Source organism: Bartonella sp. MU37NMGALS, assembly GCF_042194015.1.
Lineage (GTDB): Bacteria > Pseudomonadota > Alphaproteobacteria > Rhizobiales > Rhizobiaceae > Bartonella > Bartonella grahamii.
The window spans coordinates 132,047-155,677 of the sequence record NZ_JBHIML010000003.1 but is presented as its reverse complement, the minus strand read 5'-3'; the positions used below and the strand labels follow the sequence as shown (position 1 = coordinate 155,677).

Sequence of the window (23,631 nt, the reverse complement as noted above, 5' to 3'; positions counted from 1 at the left end):
TTTGTAGCGTTATGATGTAACGATGGTGGTGTGTGATGTATCTTATCCTATTCACGGAAGTTTACATTATACTATTCATTTATATTATTTACAGGACGACATTACGAGGTAAGCTCAAGTACAATGAAAGATGTCTATTTAAAAACAAACATATAAAATTGCAATATAATGATATTTTTGGGCATTCTATTTTGCATAAGGGATGTGATCCTAGCAAGATAGAGGCTTGCACGATAAACTTTTGCAAAACTCTCTCCATAAAAGTAATCTATTTTCGCTGTTAAAGGTGGACATATTATTTTTTTCTGAAAATGGTGGGGTATGTAAAGGATATTTTCAGATTGCACTGTATAAAGAATACGGTAAATTTATTATATTCAAAGAGCTGCAATGCATTGGTACCCCTAGCACCTTTTAAAACTTTAATATTTATTTTTATATTACCTATTTGAGTTAGAGAATAAACTGTAGCCAATTCTACGTTGAAAAATATCAGAAAAATTTTATATATTTTTTCGCGATGATTTAAGACATATAATTTACTTCAATATTTTTTTAAATTTAAACTAAAAAATCTGCTGTATAAATATAGCTTTTCAGTTTTTCCTTGTATAAATATTGTATACAGTCAAAATAATACAAATAATCAATAAGCTGAAATTTGTTATCCCAAATATGAGATCATATGACCTATAAACCGCGTGTCTTTTCTATTTCTCCGGGAACTGCTTTTTTGCCTCACTTTGTTGATGCACTACTTTCTGGTAGCCTTATTGATAATTTCGCTTCCAGTGGAGATATTCAAACTGCCCTTGCTGATAGCCTTATTTATGTTCCAACACGTCGTGCTGCTCGCGCTTTGCGTTTAGCTTTTGTTGAAAGAAGTGATACACAATCAACATTTTTGCCAACTATTCGTGCTCTAGGAGATGTAGATGAAGACAGTTTCCTTTTTGTTGAAAATCATACCAGCGCTCTCGATCCACCTATTGGAGAAAGCGAACGTCTTTTACTTTTAGCGCGCCTTATCCGTCCATGGCGTGAAAATTTGCCTGCGCATCTGCGTGCCATGTTTGGTACAGAAGATGTGCTTATTCCGGCTCATAGTGCTGATGCTATTTGGCTCGCGCAAGATTTAGCACATTTGATGGACGAAATTGAAACAGAAGGAGCAGACTGGTCAAAACTTAAAAATATTGCATCTGATATGGTCGCTGAATGGTGGCAAATAACGCTCGATTTCTTGACTATTGTTACGCAAAATTGGCCAAAAATCTTGACAGAAAGACAACGAAGTAATCCCGCGGAATGGCGTAATCAAGCACTCACAATGCATGCAGAGACTTTACGACGTATGCCGCCTGATAAACCGATCATTGCAGCTGGTGTATCAGGTTCTATGCCCGCAGTTTCTCATCTTTTAAAGGTTATAGCTTCTCTACCAAAGGGGGCTGTTGTTCTTCCTGGCCTTGATCTTCATATGGATGAAGAACAATGGAATGCACTAAGCACAAGCAATGAAGAAAAAACAGCTTGTGATTTTTTTGATCTTGCAGAAAATGTTTTTAGCCATCCTCAATATCATTTAAAAAAACTTCTAACTCTCATGGAGTGTCAACGTCATCATGTTTGCGAAATTGGCCAACAAAGTATAACAAAGAAAAAACGAATGGCTCTTTTATCAGAAGCACTCCGACCAGCTTCTACAACAGATAAATGGGTACAAATTGTCCGTAACGATTATGAAAATCTTTGTGCAGATTGGTCATTTATTGAAGCTATAAATGAACGTGAAGAAGCTCTCGCGATTGCTGTTACCTTACGCAAAGCTATTGAAGAACCTCAAAAAACTGCAGCCCTTATTACAAACGACCGTAATTTAGCACGCCGTGTTGCTGTGGAATTACAGCGATTTGGAATTGAAGCAAATGATTCAGGCGGAATACCACTTGCACAAACATTGCCTGTAACTCTCTTACGACTTATCTTAGAAAATGTGTTGCAACCCGATGATCCCATTGCTTTTCTTTCTCTTCTTAAACATCCACTGACAACACTCCAACAAAACCGTCATCGTTTACGGGAAATGGCAGAAAATTTTGAACTTTTTGTTCTTCGAGGGAATACAGGACGCATCAATCTTTGCGAATGTGATCAATTTCTTGAAAAATGGATTGAAACGCACTTTCATAATAGTTCTGAAATCAACGCTCTTGATCAGCAGAAATGTGAAGAAGCACGTTTCCTTTGTCATCTTTTGAGGAAAGCTGTTGAACCTTTAACATCTCTTATGAAAAAAGAGAAAGAATTTACCATCAACGAAGCTGCGATAGCAACTGTTGAGGTTTTTGAAAATTTTGGGCGCAATGAGAATAATTCTCTTGCACATCTTTATCAACACGAAGCAGGACAAACCCTATCAAAATTTTTACGTGAATTGGTCAGTGATCAATCCGGATTAACATTTCATCTTTGCGAATGGCCCGCTATGTTTTCTGCCATAATAGCAACCCGTTCTGTCACACCTTCGCCTGGAGGACATCCACGTTTATTCATCTGGGGTACGTTGGAATCACGTTTGCAAACAGTTGATACAGTGGTCATCGGCGGTCTTAATGAAGGGTCATGGCCGATATCAACCCGAAATGATGCTTTTTTATCGCGACCGATGAAAATGATGTTAACTCTGGAACCACCAGAGCAGCGTATTGGTCTTTCTGCGCATGATTTTCAATGGGCGATGGGAATGGATAAAGTGGTGATGAGTCGCGCATTGCGCGTTAATCATACGCCTTCCATTCCTTCACGCTGGCTACAACGCATGGAAACAGTTGTAGGAAAACAGGTTTGGGAACAAATCCGTGAACGAGGTGAAATACTACGCCATTGGGCAAAGATGCTTGATCATACAAGCATAACTTCTGAGGTGGAACGTCCTTGCCCTGCTCCGCCTCTTGATATACGCCCGCGTCATTTTTCAGTTACTGAAATAGAAACATTACGATATGATCCCTATGCTATTTATGCTAAAAAAATCTTAAGGCTCAAACCACTTAAAGAACTTATTCATGATCCTAGCGCTTCAGAACGTGGAACACTTTATCACGCTATTCTTGCAGCTTTTTGCACACAAATGAAAAATCCAAATGCTGCAAATGCACTCAATGTACTGCTTGCTATTGGGCGTAAAGAGTTTGATAAATTCAATTTTCCACCCGATATTGAAGTAATTTGGTGGAATAGTTTTGAAAATCTTGCTCCACGCTTTATTCAATGGGAACAAAGTTTAGGACTGCGAGAGCGATATTCGGAAGTGGTATCACAAAAAATTCCTATAGGAACAACAGGAGTAACCCTTTCAGGACGTGCTGATCGTCTTGATGTTTTGCCAGATAAAACGGTTGAAATTCTAGATTTCAAAACCGGAACCCCTCCTTCATCAAAACAAGTTCGTGAATTATTATTTCCGCAATTGGCTTTAGAAACAGCTTTACTCATACAAGGGGGCTTCCCAGATTTTCAAGATTTTACCCCCTCAAATTTATTTTACATTCCTCTTAACAAAAAAGGTGAAATTAAATCCCAATCAATTCTTTTAAAGAAAAAAGACGGAAAAACTCATCTAAGTGCTGTTGATCTTGCTGACAATGCATGGGAAAATCTTATCGCACTCATAACTTATTATAAAAATCCACAACAAGGTTATCTTTCACATGCTGTCCCCATGTCAAAACGATATGAAGGTGACTACGACCATTTGGCTCGGTTGTGGGAATGGTCAAGTGGTTTTCATAAAGAAGAGTAATCATGACGTTTTTTTCTATTCCTGAAGCCGCTCTTGATGCACAAGCAACAGCAACACATCCCCAAAAAAACGTGTGGGTTTCTGCAAATGCTGGATCTGGAAAAACCCACGTTTTAAGTGAACGTGTTATCCGTTTGCTTTTAAACGGTACGCCTCCAGCACGTATTTTATGCCTTACTTATACAAGAGCTGCTGCTGCTGTTATGCAATCACGAATTTTTCGCACGCTTTCCAGTTGGAATGAACTCGATGATGCACAGCTGCAAGAAACCTTAACACGGTTTGAAAAAAAACCTGTTAATGCGCAAAAACTAACTTATGCACGACAACTCTTCGCGCGTGCTCTCGAAACGCCTGGTGGCTTAAAAATCCAAACGATTCATGCTTTTTGTGAATCTCTCTTGCATCAATTTATGTTAGAAGCCAATATTGCAGGGCATTTTGAACTTCCCGATGATATCAGTCGAAAAAAATTACGACAAGAATCTCGTCGTCAACTTTTAGCCCGTCGTGATGTACAACCTGCTTTGCAACAGTTACTTCAAGTTATTAGCGAACATACTTTTAACCAATTGCTTTATGAGGCAGTTGAAAAGCAACATAAATTGTCTGATTTTTTATCTTCTCTTTTATCTGAAAATGGAGAAGAAAAATTGCGCGCGCTTTTTAACTTAGCGCCCAATGAAACAAATCAATATCTGCTGGAACAAATTAAACAAACAGCGCGCCTTCCTCTTTATGCTCTTAAGCATTGTGAAATCAATGGTAGTCAAAGCTTTAAGGATATGGTGGAAAAACTTTCCCAATTAGAAAAGGTGCATGATGAGACAAATATTCTCAATATTATTTCTGATATTTATTTTACAACAAAAGGTGAGCCGCGTAATTTTTCACATTTATCTCGTAAAAAATCAGATGAAATTTGGCCTTTTATTCAACAAATGCTTGAAGATAAACAAAAAAAGCTTTCTATTCTTTTAGAGAAATATCAATGCGCAAAAGTTGCTACTCTCAATATGGCTGCTTTTCAGTTATGTGCTGTTTATCTCAAAATCTATACGAATCTAAAAAAGGCCAATGGCTTCTTAGACTTTGACGACCTTATTGAGCGTACACTTCATTTGTTACAGCGTAAAGGTGCAAGCCAATGGGTTCATTATAAACTTGATCGTGGGCTTGATCACATTCTACTTGATGAAGCACAAGACACTAATCCTGAGCAATGGCAAATTATTCAACTGTTGGCACAAGAGTTTTTCTCAGGTTATAGCCAACGAACAAATATACGGACTCTTTTTGCTGTTGGAGATGAAAAGCAATCTATTTATTCTTTTCAAGGCGCAGCTCCAGAAAATTTTGCTGAAAATGGACGAATCATTCAAAAAAAAGTGCAGCAAACCAATCAACAATTTGAAAAAATACAACTGCATTACTCTTTTCGCTCTACAGCGGATGTTCTTAAAAGCGTTGATATTGTTTTTGAAACACCAGAAAACTATAAAGGACTTTCGGCAGAAAATACAAAAACGGTGCATGAAGCTATTCGTGTTCATAGTCCCGGTGAAGTTGTTATATGGGATGCAATTTCTAGAGAGACGAGTGAATTTCCTCATGATTGGCATTTAAGCGTTGATCATTTAGATACCCCTGAAGTTCGTTTAGCAGAAAAAATTGCTGAAACTATTGCCAACTGGTTACAAAAAGGTGAAATGCTTCCAGCAAAAGGACGCTTAATACGGGCAAGTGATATTATGATATTGGTTCGTAAACGTGATCAATTTGTCTCAGCTCTTACCCGTGCTTTTAAACACCGCAATATTCCCGTAGCAGGGGCTGATCGTTTACAGCTTACCAAACATATTAGTATCCGTGATTTAATGGCGCTTGCACGTTTTGTTTTGCAGCCACAAGATGATCTTTCTCTTGCTTGTGTTTTAAAAAGCCCCCTTTTTGCTCTTAGTGAAGAGGAACTCTATCAGCTTGCTGCACACCGCACCGGCTCTCTTTGGCAAAGCTTATGTACGCACGCATCATCGCAGATATCTTTTAAAGATGCTTTTGAAAAGCTAAACCATTATCGCGCTTTAGTGGATAAAATACCGGTTTTCGAGTTTTATAGCCATATTTTGAATAATGATAAGGGAAGACAAAAAATTCTGTCTCGTTTAGGATCTGAAGCAAATGATGTGCTCGATGCTTTTATGGATTATACGCTCACTATTCAAAAAACAGGATTACCAGGATTACAAGCTTTTTTAGAAACATTAAGTGCAAGTGAACCAGAAATTAAACGTGAATTTGAACAAAATAATGAAGAAATCCGCATTATGACTGTTCATGCTGCAAAAGGACTAGAGGCTGCTATTGTGTTTTTAGTTGATCCTGGTAGTGCGATTTGGCATCCTCAGCATGCGCCTCACTTGCTTAAAGTTCCTTTAAACAATGCACAATGGAACGGAAAACAAACCTTTATTTGGCGTCCCAATGAAAAGTTTGATACAAAACTCTCTAAACAAGCAATTTCACACTTAAAAGAGCGTGCAGAAGAAGAATATAGGCGCCTTCTTTATGTAGGAATGACCCGCGCTGAGGATCGCTTGTTTATTTGTGGATATAAAGGACAGAAAACGCCATCTCATACATGGTTACAACTGGTAAAAAAAGCCCTTGAACCGCATGCTCTTGCTATAAAAGATTCTGCGGAAGATATTGCAGCTTGGCGTTATTGTATTACACCTCCTTCTTCTGCTTCTATAAACCCAAAAGTCCCTTGCGCTGAATGCCAAACCTTACCACCTTTGCCTGCTTTTTTCTCCCATAAAGTACCAGAAGAGCCAGTGCTACCAAAACCGTTAAAACCCTCAGTCGCGAGCCTTGCCATTGAAGCTGATACAGAGCTGTCCTCAAGTCCAAAACAGCTTACCATCTCCCCTGTTTTAGGAGAAACAAACACTAACAGAGCTTTTTTCATTGAATATGGTAATATCGTTCACCGATTATTACAATATTTACCCGATTACCCCCCCCAAAAACGTCGAGACTATGCTCGAAACTATCTCAATATCAAAGCCTCTCATTGGTATAAGAGCCAAAGAGAAGATGCTCTTCGCCATGTTTGGAAAATATTAGATCATGTTTACCTCAAGCCCCTTTTTTCTGAGCATTCACGTGCTGAGGTTTCCTTAATGGGTATTGTAAAAATTCGTGGAAAAGAACACGCAATTTCTGGTCAAATTGACCGTCTCTACATCACGCAAAACAGCATCATCTTTGCCGATTTTAAAACAGGAACCCCGCCAGAAAATGAAGCTGCTATTGCTTCCCATCACTGGTTGCAAATGGCTCTTTACCGAAAATTATTACAAGCTATTCATCCTGATAAAGATATCCAAGCTCTGCTTATCTACAGTAAAGAAGCCAAAATTTTTAAGCTTTCTCCAGAAAAACTCGAGGCATTTCTTGGTGAAGTTGCCTTATAAGTTATTCCTTTCCTTCAAAGTATCCTTACGCTTTTTTACTTTTATAAAATCGCCCAAACAAACACAATGCACAATCTCTGGTGTAAAAAAGTCCTTTAATAATTTATCTTTGCAATAACTTGATATGAATTGTTATCATACCAATCTATAAAGAGTGAATATAAAGGATAAATCAATGACGTGTATAAAAGTTGATAAGGACAATTTCGAAAGTGAAGTTCTAACCTCTTCCACCCCTGTTGTAGTTGATTTTTGGGCAGAATGGTGCGCCCCTTGCAAAATGATTGCTCCAATTTTGGATGAAATTTCAATGGAAATGCAAAATCAAGTTAAAATTGCTAAGGTAAATATTGATGAAAATCCGGAACTGGCTACCCAATACGGAGTACGTTCTATCCCTACATTATTAATGTTTAAAAATGGAAATATTTCATCGAATATGGTTGGTGCTACCTCTAAAGGACGTCTTTCTGAATGGATAAAAGATGGGCTTAGTTAATTCCACATATAATCACTATAAAGGAGAGAAGCTTTGTCTCTCCTTTTGATTTTTTAAACATTCTTTTTTGCATTATATTATAATAAAAAGATAATAAAATCAAAATGTTAAATGAATTTAAGAATTCGTACTTTTATGCATGATTCAATTGACTATTTTTTATAAAAAATTGCCCTGTATGAAGAATATAGGCAATTCTTTCCTTATATGCGCGTCAAAAATATTGGGTGAATGATAATTTCATAAAGGTATTTTCTTCTTGAATAAGACTATAGAGATAGATAGTGCTTTCAACACATAAAAAGGCAATATCAATCTAGAAATAAGGAGATTTTTGTTTGGAGTCCTTTGCAATCATGAAAGGAGATTTTAAGAAAAAACTTTGCAAATTACTTTTCTGAAGTTCACAATTTTTAAGCAGAAAGAAGCAAGCAATTCACTATAGGTTATATAATGCTCTTCTAAAGGGTTACCACTTCAATTTAAAATTCTCTTACACTATTCTCTAGAATCAAAAGACTTTTTTTGAAGCCTTTACTAAAAGTATGAAAGGCAAAAAACATTCTCTAAAATAAATTGATAAATTGCTATAAATTAACGGATGTCCTTTGCAATTTATGTCATTGTTATATAAAAGAGCCAGTATTTCATCTCATCTTCATAGTTGATTACATCCATGAGGGACTTCTTTATGTTGTTCATCATCTCAAATTTCGGTACGTATTGAGGTATTATCAATTAAAAAATGATGATGTTCATGCTCATGTCGATGTTTTTTTAAAATGTACGAATTGCAAAAGACTGTTGCAAACGTTCAATGGAATGTTGTGCTGATCTGAGTGTTACATGACGCCCATGTTCTTTATAGTGTAAGGTGAGTGCAAAAGTGGCGAGTTCTAAAAGAGCTGTATTTCTTTCTGGCCATTCAACAAGTAAAATATTTTTCTCACGAGCTTCATGAAGCCCTAATTCATCAATTTCTTCTGCTATAGAAAGGCGGTAAAGATCAGCATGAATAATTTCAAACTGTGGAAGTTGATAGCTTTGCACAAGAGTAAAAGTAGGGCTTGGAACATCCATAGTATTATCGTTCGCAAGTGTTTGGATGATTGTACGTGCAATAGTTGATTTTCCAGTCCCAAGATCTCCTTGCAGCGTTACAAGATCCCCCGGCTTTAAAGAAAGGGTTAAATGTTGTGCAAAAAGCTTTGTTGCCTCTTCATTTTCAAGAAAAAAACTAAAGTTCATTAAGGGTTCCATGAAATGGATGAAAAATTTTTGTTATAATAAAGATTGAAATTAAAAAATCTTATCTCCTTTGGGAAGTGGGAAAAAACATTTAACTGTTGTTCCTTTTCCAGAACCGGTAAGAATCTCAACATGTCCACCGTGTAGTTCAACGAAACTCTTCACAAGGGAAAGGCCAAGACCCGCTCCTGCACGCCCGCCATGGTGTGAATGAGAAGAAAAACGTTTAAAAATACGATCAAGGACGTCTTTTGGAATATCAGAGCCTTCATTGTGAACGCTAAAGACAATATTATCATCTTGTTCATCAACGCAAAATTCAATAGTGCTCGCCTCCGTTGCAAAATTAATAGCATTACTCAGCACATTCACAAAAATTTGATGCAAGCGTTTTTCGTCAGCAGAAATGGAATTTAAGGAAGGAGAAATTTGTTGTAAAAGCGTAATATGGCGTCCATTAAGGCGATCTTCTATACGTGCTACTGCTTGTATCATAGCATCTGCAATATTAACCGATTTTATGTCCAACTCCATAATGCCTGCATCAAGGGTAGCAAGATCAAGAATATCGTTAACAATATTTAAAAGAGTTCCTGATTCTGAATGAATATGCCCAAGATATTCTTGTTGACGTTTATTGATAGAGCCGAAAATTTGATCACGTAAAATATCCGAAAATCCAATAATATTGGTGAGAGGTGTACGCAATTCATAGGAAACATGTTGGACAAATTCATTACGCAAACGATCAGCACTTTCTAATGCTTCATTTCTTTCTTGAAGAGCACGCGCAACATGGACAGTGTCTGTAACATTCACAAAAGTAAGCATTGTTTGTCCATCGGGAAGAGGAACCAGAGTATAGTCAATAATCATATCATTTTTAAGATCTATACGACCTGAATATGTTTCACGTTTTTCAGCAAAACCGGTAATGAATTTGGTAAATTGATCCCATTCTTGTCCTAAGGTTAAGGCTGAACAATGGCTTTGTAACTGTGTAATATGGGTCCCTTCTACCAGTAAATTATAAGGAAGCGACCACAATTTCGACAAGGCAGGATTCGATAAACGAAGGCGTCCATCGGTACCAAAAACAACCACGCCTTCGGAAAGTTTATCAAGTGTTTCACCTTGTATTTTAATAAGTGTATTATAACGGCGTTCAAGATCAATTTTTTCTGTAAGGTTTTCGTAAAGCCAAGTGACACCTCCTTGTGGATGAGGGTTCGAGATAACACGCACCGTACGCCCATCTGGAAGATTCCAAATTTGTTGGTTCGATTCTGTTTGTCGATAGGCTTTAAAAAGTTCTTCTTTCCATGCGCGCCAATCGGGGTGTTCAGCAATGAGCCCTTTTTCACGTAGACGTTCAAGAAATAATGTATGGCTTGGTTCACTTTCTAAAAAGGAAGTCTCCAACGGCCATAAAACTTTAAAAGCATGATTACAGAATTTTAATTTTTGGTTTGTATCAAAAATAGCTACAGCTGTTGAAATTTGGTCAAGTGTTTCACAATGGCTTTGAAGAACATAACGTAATTCATGAGCAAGATTTTCATATGCGCTGTCATCACGCGCAAAAGCTGCCATCCCTTCGGCTGTTGTAATACGTGTGAGATGAAAACGATGTCGTTCTCCATCAATAACTGTGTGAACATGTTCTTGAAAAATTGTTTCTATTTCATCTGTTTTGCGTTGTGTATTTTCATTGAAAAGATCCCCCACTTCATCACTGCCTTCACGAAAGTCTGTCATTTCTCTAAAGGCGCGATTGATAAAACAAACTTTTCCTTCACAATCTTTTATCCATACGGGCTCTTGAATAAGATCAAGAAGATTACGCTGCATTCTCAGTTCAGTAAGAAGGCGGGCGATATCTTTCTGTAAACGAGCATTTTCACTCTGTTGTTTTGAGATATCTTGAAAACGAGCAATAGCGACTGTTCCTGCGATGACGCCTGTAACTTGTAGCAGTACATTGTTTGTGGTGGTGATAGAAAGATCAAAAGGGTGACATTTACAACGTAGTTGAGTCAATGCATAATCAAGTTCTCGCAGAGAATTTTCTTCAACCCAGAGCTCAAAACGCTGAAAATCTTTCTGATCGATTCCTATTTTTTGCAATGCAGAAAGGGCACCAACGACACGGGGTAAGGTTGTTGGATTTTCCCAAATAAGAAGGAATTGCTCGGTTTCTTCCAGAAGCCATTCATAATATTTAAGTTTTTCAGAAAAATTTGCCTGAATTATCTTCAATGGCTTCTGTGCAGTTTTTTTTGCACACATAATAACAGCTAGACACGTGAGAAGTGAAGCACAAGAAATTCCTCCACACAGCGCTAAAAGCAGCCATGGACCATCTAGTAAAGTGAAGAAAAATGGTAAATAACCTTCCAATGACTGAGCAACAGCGCATGTTGGAGAAAAAAAGAAAAAAAGGCAAAATATATACGCATAGATTCGAATCATTTTTTGAGCTTTTTCTTTGGGGTTATAGTCACCAAAGCTGCGCACGACATCTTACCCTTTTTTAACCCAAGGAAATGTTTAGTAACGGTAATGGTTTGGTTTATAAGGTCCTTGTGGTGTGACTCCAATATAAGCGGCTTGTTCTTCTGATAAAACACTTAATTTTATTCCTAACCGATCAAGATGTAGACGTGCAACTTTTTCATCAAGATGTTTAGGCAAAACAGTGACTTCATTTGTATAGTGTTCTGCACGGGTAAAAAGTTCAATTTGCGCTAAAACTTGATTAGTAAACGAGGCTGACATGACAAAAGAGGGATGCCCAGTCGCATTCCCGAGGTTTAACAAACGCCCTTCAGAGAGCAAAATGATGCGTTTTCCATCGGGAAAGGTGATCATATCAACTTGTGGTTTAATATTTGTCCATGGCAAATTTCTAAGGGCTGCGACTTGGATTTCGTTATCAAAATGACCAATATTGCCAAGAATACACATATCCTTTACTTGTCGCATATGGTCTAAACGAACAACATCTTTATTGCCTGTTGTCGTGATGATAATATCAGCACTGGAAGCAGCATCATCCAAATTAACAACTTCATAGCCATCCATAGCTGCTTGAAGAGCGCAAATAGGATCAATTTCTGTTACTTTAACACGAGCCCCAGCACCAGAAAGAGATGCTGCTGAACCTTTTCCTACGTCACCATAACCACAGACAATGGCAGTTTTACCAGCGATCATCACGTCTGTTCCACGTCGAATACCATCGACCAATGATTCTTTACATCCATATTTATTATCAAACTTTGATTTAGTGACGCTATCATTGACATTAATAGCAGGAAAAGGCAAAAGCCCTTCTTTTTGTAACTGATAAAGACGGTTTACACCTGTTGTGGTTTCTTCGCTTACACCTTTAATTGCTGCGTGCTGTCGTGTAAAAAATCCTGGCGTTGCATCAATACGCTTTTGTATTTGTTTGAAAAAAATTTCTTCTTCTTCTGTTTTGGGATGCGATAGGATATCTTTATTTTGTTCTGCACGACTTCCCATTAAAATATAGTTTGTGGCATCAGCGCCATCATCTAAAATAAGATTGGAAGGATTACCATCTGGCCATTGGAAAATTGCATCTATATAAGTCCAATATTCTTCCAATGTTTCACCCTTAACGGCGAATACAGGAATACCAGTTGCGGCGATAGCTGCTGCTGCATGGTCTTGCGTAGAAAAAATATTGCTAGAGCTCCACCGTATATCGGCGCCAATTGCTTTTAATGTTTCAATTAAAACAGCTGTTTGAATTGTCATGTGCAATGAGCCAGAAATACGCGCTCCACGCAAAGGTTGATTAGAGGAAAACTCCTTGCGACAAGCCATCAAACCAGGCATTTCAGTTTCAGCAATATCAAGTTCTTTACGACCATAAGCGGCAAGTGCAATATCTTTGACAACAAAATCTTGAGCTGCCATTCTTTATTCCTTTAAAATAAGTTTTTCCAAGACGGTAGGAGAAATTAAAAAAAAATGCAAGACAAGAAGAGGACTTCTTTATGTGAAAAAGCTCTTTTAAAATCTCCATAAATTTGTGCAACAAATATGCATTTATGAATCTGAGTAATGATGTTACTGAAAGAATAAGAGATCTTCATGATAAGTCTTATTTATATAAACAAAACTCTATCCTTTTCACGTAACTTTAAAGCTTTTAAAAATCTCCAGAGAGAATACCTTTTAAATAATAAAAATTGTGCATTGCTTCACAGTTTTTATATCGATTTTTTATGGGATAATATCGAAAGTAGAATACTTATATTCTACGCGCTTATGCGGTTGTTGAAAAAGGAAGTATTACCCTACTTTAATCTCATTATTAAGCTTTCTACCAAAATAATATAATGCAAAGTCATAGGTTATCATATTTATGAATAGGCAATTCAGAATCGGTTCTTTAGGATTCCAATGTTGCATCTGCTCTTGGATAAAGACAGTTTATAAGAAGTGCTTTTCTCTTGTTTTCAACGATTTTTATCAAAATACTATAGGTATACGATTAAACATTTTTTGTGATACTGAATAGAGCATTTAAAACGCAAAAACATTACTCTATTGAGCATTCTGATTTCAGAATCGCTAACAACGAGCTATAAATTATAAATCAAATAATTAACTCAGTTTTGAAAAAATTTATTCTAGACGAATAAGTTTTGCGAAAATTGACCATGTGGACGAAATCGCCAAAGATAACTTGGCAAGAATGCAGCCATTGCTCTGGGAGTAATTCCCACACCTTCTAGAGTATATCCATTCTCTATAGCCTCTTTAGAAACAATGTTATCCATTTGCAAAAAACGTATCTGATTGGCTGTTACGAGTGTTGGTACAAAAGGCAATTTACCGATAGTTCCCAAAATTCCTCCAATCAATAGACCAGCAGAAAGGGGCATGGATAGGATTGTTTTTTTACGGTGAATAATTTTGAGTATATTTTCAAGAGTATTTTGAAAGGTGATAATCTGGGGACCACCAAGATCATAATTTTTTCCCCAAGCAACCTGTCCATCTAAAGTGCGCGCGATAAACTCAGCAACGTCACCAACATACACGGGTTGCAATTTGCTTTGCCCACCCCCAAAAAGAGGCATAATTGGTAAAAAACGTGACAAATCTGCTAAGGTGTTAAAGAAACAATCCTCTGGTCCAAAGATAACGGATGGACGGATAATAATTGCTTGAGGATGCTTGTTATGAACGATTTGTTCACCCATAAACTTAACACGTGCATAAAGACATGAAGCATTCTCGTTAGCCACAAGTGCTGACATATAGATGAGTGGAATAGCAGCTTGTGCTGTTAATTCAGCAACATTGTAAGCACCATCAATTTGTGTGTTTTTAAAATTCGATTGATTTGCTTGTTTTAAGCTACCAGGTAAAAACACTGCCGCATCAGCTCCAAGCAACGCGCGTGCAACAGAAGCACGATGCTTGATATCCGTTTTAAGCATTTGGGTTTGTCCTACTTCTCCTATTTGGAGCATGTAATAAGCTTTTTGTGGACAACGAACAGCGATACGAACGCGATATCCCCGCTTAGTCAAAGTTTCAACGACATGTCGTCCTACAAAACCAGATCCGCCAAAAACAGTAACAAGTTTAGGATGTTGATAAAGTGCACAATCAAGTTGCATGATTAAAAAGTCTATCTTTCAACGCTTTTAAAATAATCGATTTTTAGCACGGAGGTGTTTTATTGTCACGCAAAATATCGCCCGCAAGATAAAGGGAACCACTAATAAGGACAATTGCCTCTTTATATTCGGCTCTAATCTTATGCAAAGCATCTTGTAGATGCGCCTGTGGAGTAGCAAAGATTCCTGCTTTTTGCGCTGATTCAGCTAATTTTATTGGAGAGATACCGGCATTATTGTTAATCAGCGGTATCGTATATATTTTATCGACAAGGTTCGCTAAGGAACGAAAATAACCAACAGCATCTTTGGTATTGAGCATACCAGCAATCATAATAATGGGACGATCTGTTTTTTTTCTCCATTGTGTAAGTTCTGCCGCAATAACTTTTCCAGCAGCAGGATTGTGACCACCGTCTAACCATAAATCAATATTAGGAGACAGTTGATCAACCAAATGTCCTTGGATAAGATGTTGCATCCGTGCGGGCCAATAGATATTTTTCAAAGCGTCATTTATGGTTTGTTCTGAAAGTTGAAAACCCGCTTGACAAACTGCTTCAAGAGATGCGCCAGCATTGGCAACTTGGTGGTCTCCAATAAGGTTAGGAAGTGAAAGATCCATGAGACCTTGATTGTTTTGAAAAACCATACGTCCATGTTCTTTATAACTTTGATAATCTTGATCAAATAGAGAATAAGGTGCTTTATTTTTATCGGCAAGGGGTATTAAAGTAGCAAGAGTTTCTTCATAATTTTGCTTCCCGATGACTACTGGAACATTTGGTTTGATAATCCCTCCTTTTTGAAAAGCGATTTGAGCAATTGTATTTCCAAGAAAGGTTTCATGATCATAATCAATGGGCATAATAAGCGATACAGCTGGTTTGTTAACGACATTGGTAGCATCAAAACGTCCTCCCAAACCAACTTCTAAAATGACAACATCAGCTGGATGTATACTAAACAGCATAAAGGCAGCGGCTGTAAAAATTTCAAAAATAGTAATCGGCTCTTGACGATTTACTTTTATAATTTCATGGATTGTCTCAGCTAATTGGTTTTCTGTAACAAGTTGACCACCTCCTTTTTGACCTAACCGGCAGCGTTCATTCCAGTTGACGAGATGAGGTGAGCTATAGACATGAACGCAGTATCCTGCACTTTCTAAAAGAGCACGGCAAATTGCTGAGGCAGATCCTTTGCCATTTGTTCCAGCGATGTGAATAATAGGGGCAAGTTTTAAATGCGGATTACCAAGACGCTCTAAAAGGTGAATAATACGCTCTAAAGAAAGATCAAATTTTTTCGGATAATTTTTTAGTAAATCATCCACCACCCTTTGTATTTGGCTTTGTTGCATAAACTTAAGCTGCTTTTGTCCTAGAAAGCGATGTTTGAAAGTCTGTTGGGGATGGATCGGAAGGGTTAAAAACAGCAGGGCGTTTCATCATCAAGCGTAAAAGACGCGCAATTGTTGTTTTCATTTCTAAACGCGATACAACCATATCAATCATACCATGTTCGAGCAGATATTCACTACTTTGAAAGCCTTCTGGTAGGGTTTCACGTATAGTTTGTTGAATCACACGTGGACCAGCAAAACCAATCATAGCGCCAGGTTCGGCAATGTGAATATCACCAAGCATGGCGTAAGAAGCAGTAACACCACCGGTGGTTGGATTAGTCAGCACAACAATATAGGGAAGTTTTGCTTCTTTCAACATTTCAATCGCTACAGTTGTACGAGGCATTTGCATCAACGAGAGCGTTCCTTCTTGCATGCGTGCGCCACCAGAAGCAGAAAAAAGAACTAACGGGCGCCTTTCGGCAATGGCAGTATCAAAAGCTTTAATAATAGCTTCTCCTGAAGCCATACCGAGTGATCCACCCATAAAGGCGAAATCTTGAACAGTTGCAATAATTGGTAAGCCTTCAATCGTACCACGTGCACTTAAAATATTATCATCAACACCAAGTTTAGAACGATAATCTTTTAACCGGTCAATATAGCGTTTTTCGTCACGAAATTTTAAGGGATCTGTTACAACCTTTGGATTTTCAAGAGCTGTATAAACACCATCATCAAAAAAATGCATGAGACGATTTTTAGCGCTGATACGCATATGATGGCCAGAATTGGGAGCGACAAATTGATTAGCTTCCAGATCTTTATGGAAGATCATTTCACCACTGGTAGGATCTTTAATCCATAGATTTTCTGGAATTTCACGGCGCCCCAATATAGAATTAATTTTAGGACGAACATAATTTGTAATCCAGTTCATCTTTATAACCTTCCTTTAAATATTACACATCTTTCGCATAATTTGAAAGAATATGAACCTAAGCAGTCACATTTGCTTTACCGGTGTAACAAAGAAGCCTATTTAATACTTTTATCAGTGTACGTATAGCTTGTTTTTTAATTTTTTAATTTTCCAATATCATAACAATCATATCTATGAAGAGTATTCCCTATAACAAATTTCTCATAAGTTTAAGAACTTACATGTTTTTATTTTTTTACTTTGGTATTAAAATTCACTCCTTGCGATGGTTAACAACCCCCTTATTTTTCAATAAAAATGAATATCCAATTAATCATTCGTATCAACAGTTTTGAAGAAAAGAAACCTTATAATATAAGGCGTTAACAAGGCTAAAATAATCCATTTAAGATAATGTATATGATAACACCATATTAGCGAAACGCTAACATCAGAGCAAGATTTTTTTCAAAAGGTTTTTTTAAAGCGCGCGCTTTTCACAATTAAAATAGAATACCCTCAAAAATGCTATCATATTACTCATTCATGTGCTTGTTTTACACAGATATTTTTCAATAATCCCCAAAACTCTCTTATGACGGTGCTCAGAAGAGTGTACACTCTCCATGAATGGTATAAAATACATTATGCTCTTCATTTTTACTGAAATAGAAGGTACAAATCGATACCATCATACTCTTTTCCAGTTTTAATGTGACGATAATGTTTGTATTGAGAGGATTCATAAAAGATATTTTACGCCTTTTTGAAAGTACTTTTATCCACACACCACCTTCGTTTATGACATATTAACAAACGATTTCAATTGATCCAATATGGATAGGATTAAAATGAGAAAGCCTCATGATATTTAGGTTTTTCACTCATGTTATGAAACGATAAATTATCTTTATAAATCAATATATTGCTTTAATAAAAGATAAAGCATAAGATTTTAATATTATGCTTTCTTTGGCTGGCAAGTTTTATTAGCCTTAAAGTCAAGTAACATTATTTTTGTGTAATGCGTGCCATGGTCTTTTGGGAAAGCATTTTGTGTAAATATGTCATAAAGGCGGCTGCAAAAAGCGGTGTTGATAAATTAAGAATTGGAATCGAAACAAAAAGCGCTATCAATAATCCTGCACCAAAAACCGTTGTATAATGAGTATGTAAAAAAGCACGTGCATCTTGCTCTGTTCGAAAACGATAAGCAGCAAACAAGAAATATTCATGACCAAGCAAATAACCATTAATAACATAAAAAGCGATTAAATTAATACCTGGTATGAAGAATAAAATAAAAGCAATTCCATTACCAAGAAGGCTTAAAATAACAAATTTAAAGGAAATGATAAGAGAACGCTGAAACGGCAAAGCTTGTCCAATAGGCTCGTTTGGGTAATCCTCTTTTTCAATGATTTCAGCAACAGAGTCAATGAAAAAACCACCAATCATAGCTGCGATTGGTGCAATCAAAAAAGCCAACAAAAGAGCCAAACCAAGATTAAAAATGATAAGCACGCTAAAACCAATCCATCCCGCCCAACTAGGGAGTCCAGGAAGAAACTGAGCAATCCAGGGCCAAAAGTAAGACACAAAAAGTTGGTGCACACATAACCATAAAATGGCGAGAATGAAAAAAGTAATCCCCAATGCTTTCAGTATCATAATACTATATTGCGAGGTCAGAAGACGTTGTAAAGCACGATAGGCAGCAGTAAAAATCATAGATTAATAAACTAAGGAAAGAAGCAAAAAAACAAGAAATATATTTAAAGAATGCACAGTGTAATTTTTTATTTTTTGAATTACAAGATTTCTTTTCAAGAACATTATAAAAAACGGCTAAGGCTTCTTTGTTTAAAATAAAATTTGAATAAATAGAAATTTTGATTTTTAAAAATCAAGAAGAATTTAAAAAGCAGCTGTTGTAGAAGAAATTTTTAATATTTTTCTACAGAGTGCAGGTTATTGCGTTTATATGATATATGTGAAAAATTAAGGAATAAGAACTATTTGGGAGGAAAGTTGTTGACTTCTATTTATTCAGTAGTGTTGTCTAACTTCGTTTATCTACGTGCTTAATTGTTTTGTACAATTCCTAATGCTCTGTACTTTTATACTATTTGGCGGCATGCTTTTGCCTCTCGCTTTTATTCAAAACATATTGAGTTCAATGGAATCGGAGTAACGTAGTAGCTTGTAGATATTCTGATTTGGGCAACAGAATGATTAATATGATAGAAGTGGAAAATAAGCTTAGGCGATTGATCGTCCATATCCCATGGAAGGGTAATTTCTTGAGAAGAAGCAAAGAGTGGGAGACACCACTGATGATTAAAAATGATGAGATTTTGAATTTTAAAAGCTATAAGTGCAATGAAGTAAGAATTCATTGAAGCACTTTTCATACAAGTGGTGCAATGTATCAAATAATTTTTAGATAATAACACCATTAATTTATGAAGAGAATTGATCATTTTCAACTTGAATAAGAATCCAAAATATAGAAATATTCTTTAATTTCAAAGCCTTTATTCAACATCAAAAAATTATTTACTTGCACATTATAGGCGAGACCAATGTATGGATACAAAGCTTTCGATAAAGGACTAAAAATGCTTCTCATGAAACATCACAATGTGAGGATATCATGGATCAAATTCTAGTCTTTGTGGTCTTGGTATGCTGGAGAGAGGACACACACATTTAATTTTAAAGACCGATCACTGAGGAAAATAATAAAGGCGTCAGTTTCATAAACTTATAGACAGTGGTGCAATGAATTTTATCTACACTCTTTATGAGCATCAGTGTAAGATATGCTTCAAATTGTATTGAGATGTTAAAATACATTGATTTATTACATTATTTTTCATAGTGAATAAGAGCTTCAAATAAAGTTGTCATATTTTCTCATTAGCTGCTCTCATCATGAAATAATCAAAATCATTTACTTGCACATCATAAATAGGAGCAATATCGGGATAAAAACATTGAAGAAAGAAAATGCTTTTATAAATTTTATTCAGTGCAAGAGCTTTCTCAAAATTGATAATAGGCAAAGTGAATGATAGCTTGTTTTTTTATAAGCTGGGGAGACAGTGGTGCAATAGATCCTACTTTTGTATGAAGACTATGGCAATTTTTTAAAGAAACATTTCCCAACAGTGCCTGTGAATGGTATAAGGGTAAAGCTCTCGTGAATAATATAAAACTTATAGGGCACCACTATCTTTACACTTAATAAAAGAGCACGGCGGGCACCATCATTCTCTCAGTATTGCTCGACAGCTCTGTTCTTGAGACGGTCCATTATAAGCGTTTTTAGTTCTTTCTTAAACGTTTTGTATTCATACGGCTATCCTTCTTTGCAACGTGCAAGAAAATGGTTTTTATTGATTCAACATGAGAGAGATTTGAAATGAGAGAATCTTACGATATTCGGGATTCTAATTTAATATGAACAATACTAGGTTATCATTATAAATCAAAAATATTATATAACAATCGAGATGGATAGACACCTATTGTCAGTTCTATGTTATAGGTTTTTTTAATATCAACGCGTTTGAAGAGTTATTATTTGCAAAGGGGTATATTTTCCTCATGAGGAGTAGGTGTTTGGGGGGCAAAAAATGATACAATCATGTTTGCTAATTTTTGCGCTACGTGTTGTTTACTCATATGGGGCCATTGTTCAACTTTTTCCTTACTCACGAGATAAACTTGATTTGTATCAGCACCCATGACACTTGTGCCATCTAGTTGAAGAGAAATATCATTAGCAAGAATGAAATCAGCTCCTTTTTCAACACATTTTTTTTGCGCATTGGCAATGATATCACATGTTTCAGCAGCAAAACCAATGACCAATGAGGGGCGATTTGGAGCGTGTCCAATCGTTGCTAAAATGTCAGGATTTTCGACCATATGAAGGGATGGTGGTATTTTATGAGCATTCTTTTTAATTTTGTGTAAAGACTGCGTTTGACTGCGCCAATCACAAACAGCGGCAACGAAGATGGCACCATCAGCAGGCAATGCGGTTTGAACGGCTTGTAACATCTGTTGTGCTGTTTCAACATGAATGGTTTTTACTTCTTGTGGGTCTGCAAGATTAACAGGTCCACAAATAAGTGTTATTTTTGCACCCAAATGCGCAAGAGCGGTTGCGATGGCATGACCTTGTTTTCCTGAAGATCGATTAGCAAGATAACGCACCGGATCAATTGGTTCATGGGTAGGGCCAGAGGTAACGATGAAATGGCGGTCAGAGAGAGGTTTTTCATGCACATTCAAAAGAGCCTCTATGGTAGCGACAATCGTTAAAGGTTCACTCATGCGCCCATATCCTATCTCGTCACGTTCAGCCATATTTCCGATTTCTGGTCCAATGATATGAACGCCATCTGCGCGCAGTTGTGCAACATTGCGAATAGTGGCCGGATGCGCCCACATGGACGGATTCATAGCAGGTGCAATTAAGAGTGGACAGCGTGCCGCTAAAAGGATGCAATCAGCCAGATCATCTCCTATGCCATTGGCTATTTTTGCAATGCGATTGGCTGTAGCAGGGGCTAAAATAATAAGGTCAGCATTACGTGCTAATCGGATATGTCCAATATCGTGTTCTTCTTCGCGTGAAAATAAATCAGTATATACAGTACTACCGCTTAAAGCTTCAGCGGCTAAAGGCGTAATAAATTTTTGTGCTGCTTTTGTCATCACAACTTTTAAGTGTGCTCCGCGTTCTTGTAAACGGCGCATCAAATCAAGTGCTTTATAGGATGCAATACTTCCTCCAATGATAAGAAGGAGAGATTTTGATTTCAATGATTGCACTTCAACAGCACTAGTATGAGAGAGTTGTGTGGTGTAAGGAGTGGGATTGCTTAAAAGGCGTCGGACTTCTTCTTCCATAGAAATACCATTTTTCGCGGCGCGTATGCGCAAAGCTTCTTTGGTTTCAGGAGACAGGTTACGAATAGTAATACTGGCCATAAAATACCTCCAAGAAATAAAATGATTGCAATGATTTCATTATTGATATTTTTAGCATATTAAGGAAATTAGAAAAGATGAAAAAAGTAAAAAGTGAGACAAACGCAACAAAGCGCAATGATGAAAAGGCTATAACGACCATAACGGTTTCTGCGACTTTGTTCGACAGCAAGTTGTTTGAGGGTGGCAGGAGAAAGATTAAAACCTGTTTTTCTCATTTGATCTAAATCTTCTTCTATCCGTTGGAAATTTTGAACCAATTGTGGTGTTTTGCGTGCCAGCGAAAGGAGAGCTTGCGCTCCTTCACTAAAGTCTTTTGCAACGCCTACGGGCCCTAAATTTTTACTAATCCATTCTTTGACAACAGGTTCAGAAGCTTTCCACATATTAAAAGTGGGGTCTAATGTGCGGGCAACACCTTCCACGACAACCATCGTTTTTTGCAGCAATAAAAGTTCAGGTCGCGTTTGCATGTCAAATAATTCAGTGACTTCAAACAATAAAGTGAGCAATTTAGCCATGGAAATGCTTTGTGCTGATTGTCCGTGTATTGGTTCACCAATAGCGCGGTTGGCTTGCGCAAAGCTTTCAATATTATGGTATGAAGGAACATAACCTGCTTCAAAATGGGCGCGTGCAACCCGATGGTAATCGCGGGTAATAAAGCCGTAAAGAATTTCAGCAAGGAAATGCTTTTCTTTTTTGCCAAGTCTTCCTGTAATGCCTAGATCAACAGCAACAATACATCCTTTTGCATCTACAAATAAATTACCAGGATGCATATCGGCGTGAAAAAAACCATCACGCAATGTATGACGAAGAAAAGATTGAATAAGCGTAATGGCAAGCGCCTGCAAATCAAATCCTGCTTCTTTGAGTTTGGAAATTTCGGATATTCTGATACCATCAATCCATTCCATTGTGAGAACATTACGTCCTGTCCGTTCCCAGTCAATACGCGGAACCCGAAAGCCTGTATCATGTTGAATATTTTCAGCCATTTCAGATATAGCTGCTGCTTCTAACCGTAAATCCATTTCAAGGCGTGTTGTTTGTGCTAAAGTATCCACCACACGAACAGGACGAAGCCTTCGAGAGGCAGGGATATAGCGCTCTTGTAAGTGAGCAATGAGATAGAATCCTCTAAGATCTTTAGAAAAACGCGCTCTGATATTAGGACGAATAACTTTTACAGCACATTTTTTCTTATGACCAGTTTCATCACTGTATTCAGCTGGGTGAACTTGAGCAATAGAAGCGGCAGCAATGGGGGGATAAAAATTTATGAATAAATCATCGATAGAGCGACCAAGAGAACTTTCAATTTGAGCGACAGCGGCAGTGCAAGAAAATGTTTGGACACGATCTTGTAGTTGTGACAAATCTTCCGCAATATCACGCCCAACAATATCAGGTCTTGTGGCAAGAAATTGACCAAGTTTTATGTAAGAGGGTCCAAGCTTATTAATGGCATACGAAATATTTTCAGAACGCTGTTTTTTTTTTGTTTTGCGTCGTGCTAATGCACTCGCTATACGATGACATAGCGCTGGAAATCCTTGAAGGTCATCATGAGGAAGAGCACTTAAAACACCTTCACGTGTTAAAACCCATCCTGCACGCATCAATTGAAAGTAAGGGGAAATTTGCACCATTT

General features: G+C 37.1%; 12 protein-coding genes. 3 read left to right on the top strand and 9 right to left on the bottom strand.

Going from position 1 to position 23,631, the window contains the following annotated elements; translation table 11 throughout:
- Window positions 1-685: 685 nt before the first annotated feature.
- The 3 genes from addB to trxA all read left to right on the top strand — a co-directional run bounded on the left by addB (window position 686) and on the right by trxA (window position 7,783).
- A complete protein-coding gene (gene addB / locus ACFIJP_RS03155; protein ID WP_375625499.1) occupies window positions 686-3,805 on the top strand; it encodes a double-strand break repair protein AddB in 3,120 nt (1,039 codons plus the stop codon).
- A 2-nt stretch (window positions 3,806-3,807) separates the two neighbouring features.
- The gene (gene addA, locus ACFIJP_RS03150; RefSeq protein WP_375625498.1) at window positions 3,808-7,284 is read left to right on the top strand and encodes a double-strand break repair helicase AddA; all 3,477 of its coding nucleotides are present in this window, start codon (window positions 3,808-3,810) and stop codon (window positions 7,282-7,284) included.
- Between the two features lie 175 nt (window positions 7,285-7,459).
- Window positions 7,460-7,783 (top strand): thioredoxin, encoded by a 324-nt coding sequence (gene trxA, locus ACFIJP_RS03145; protein WP_375625497.1) that lies wholly within the window; start codon window positions 7,460-7,462, stop codon window positions 7,781-7,783.
- A 777-nt stretch (window positions 7,784-8,560) separates the two neighbouring features.
- Here the strand turns inward: trxA and tsaE are convergent.
- The 9 genes from tsaE to ubiB all read right to left on the bottom strand — a co-directional run bounded on the left by tsaE (window position 8,561) and on the right by ubiB (window position 23,629).
- Window positions 8,561-9,031, bottom strand: a complete 471-nt coding sequence (gene tsaE, locus ACFIJP_RS03140; protein ID WP_375625496.1) for a tRNA (adenosine(37)-N6)-threonylcarbamoyltransferase complex ATPase subunit type 1 TsaE — start codon at window positions 9,029-9,031, stop codon at window positions 8,561-8,563.
- A gap of 51 nt (window positions 9,032-9,082) precedes the next feature.
- Window positions 9,083-11,548, bottom strand: a complete 2,466-nt coding sequence (locus ACFIJP_RS03135; RefSeq protein WP_375625495.1) for a PAS-domain containing protein — start codon at window positions 11,546-11,548, stop codon at window positions 9,083-9,085.
- A 33-nt stretch (window positions 11,549-11,581) separates the two neighbouring features.
- Window positions 11,582-12,979: an adenosylhomocysteinase gene (gene ahcY, locus ACFIJP_RS03130; RefSeq protein WP_375625494.1), complete on the bottom strand. Its 1,398-nt coding sequence runs from the start codon at window positions 12,977-12,979 to the stop codon at window positions 11,582-11,584.
- A 719-nt stretch (window positions 12,980-13,698) separates the two neighbouring features.
- Window positions 13,699-14,697 (bottom strand): complex I NDUFA9 subunit family protein, encoded by a 999-nt coding sequence (locus tag ACFIJP_RS03125; protein WP_375625493.1) that lies wholly within the window; start codon window positions 14,695-14,697, stop codon window positions 13,699-13,701.
- Between the two features lie 43 nt (window positions 14,698-14,740).
- A complete protein-coding gene (locus ACFIJP_RS03120) occupies window positions 14,741-16,060 on the bottom strand; it encodes a bifunctional folylpolyglutamate synthase/dihydrofolate synthase (RefSeq protein ID WP_375625492.1) in 1,320 nt (439 codons plus the stop codon).
- A gap of 4 nt (window positions 16,061-16,064) precedes the next feature.
- A complete protein-coding gene (gene accD / locus ACFIJP_RS03115) occupies window positions 16,065-16,985 on the bottom strand; it encodes an acetyl-CoA carboxylase, carboxyltransferase subunit beta (RefSeq protein ID WP_375625491.1) in 921 nt (306 codons plus the stop codon).
- A 993-nt stretch (window positions 16,986-17,978) separates the two neighbouring features.
- On the bottom strand, window positions 17,979-18,698 hold the full coding sequence (locus ACFIJP_RS03110; RefSeq protein WP_375625490.1) for a sulfate transporter family protein: 720 nt from the start codon (window positions 18,696-18,698) through the stop codon (window positions 17,979-17,981).
- A gap of 1,854 nt (window positions 18,699-20,552) precedes the next feature.
- Window positions 20,553-21,974: a bifunctional phosphopantothenoylcysteine decarboxylase/phosphopantothenate--cysteine ligase CoaBC gene (gene coaBC / locus ACFIJP_RS03105; RefSeq protein WP_375625489.1), complete on the bottom strand. Its 1,422-nt coding sequence runs from the start codon at window positions 21,972-21,974 to the stop codon at window positions 20,553-20,555.
- A gap of 68 nt (window positions 21,975-22,042) precedes the next feature.
- Window positions 22,043-23,629 (bottom strand): 2-polyprenylphenol 6-hydroxylase, encoded by a 1,587-nt coding sequence (gene ubiB / locus ACFIJP_RS03100; RefSeq protein ID WP_375625488.1) that lies wholly within the window; start codon window positions 23,627-23,629, stop codon window positions 22,043-22,045.
- Window positions 23,630-23,631 lie beyond the last annotated feature (2 nt).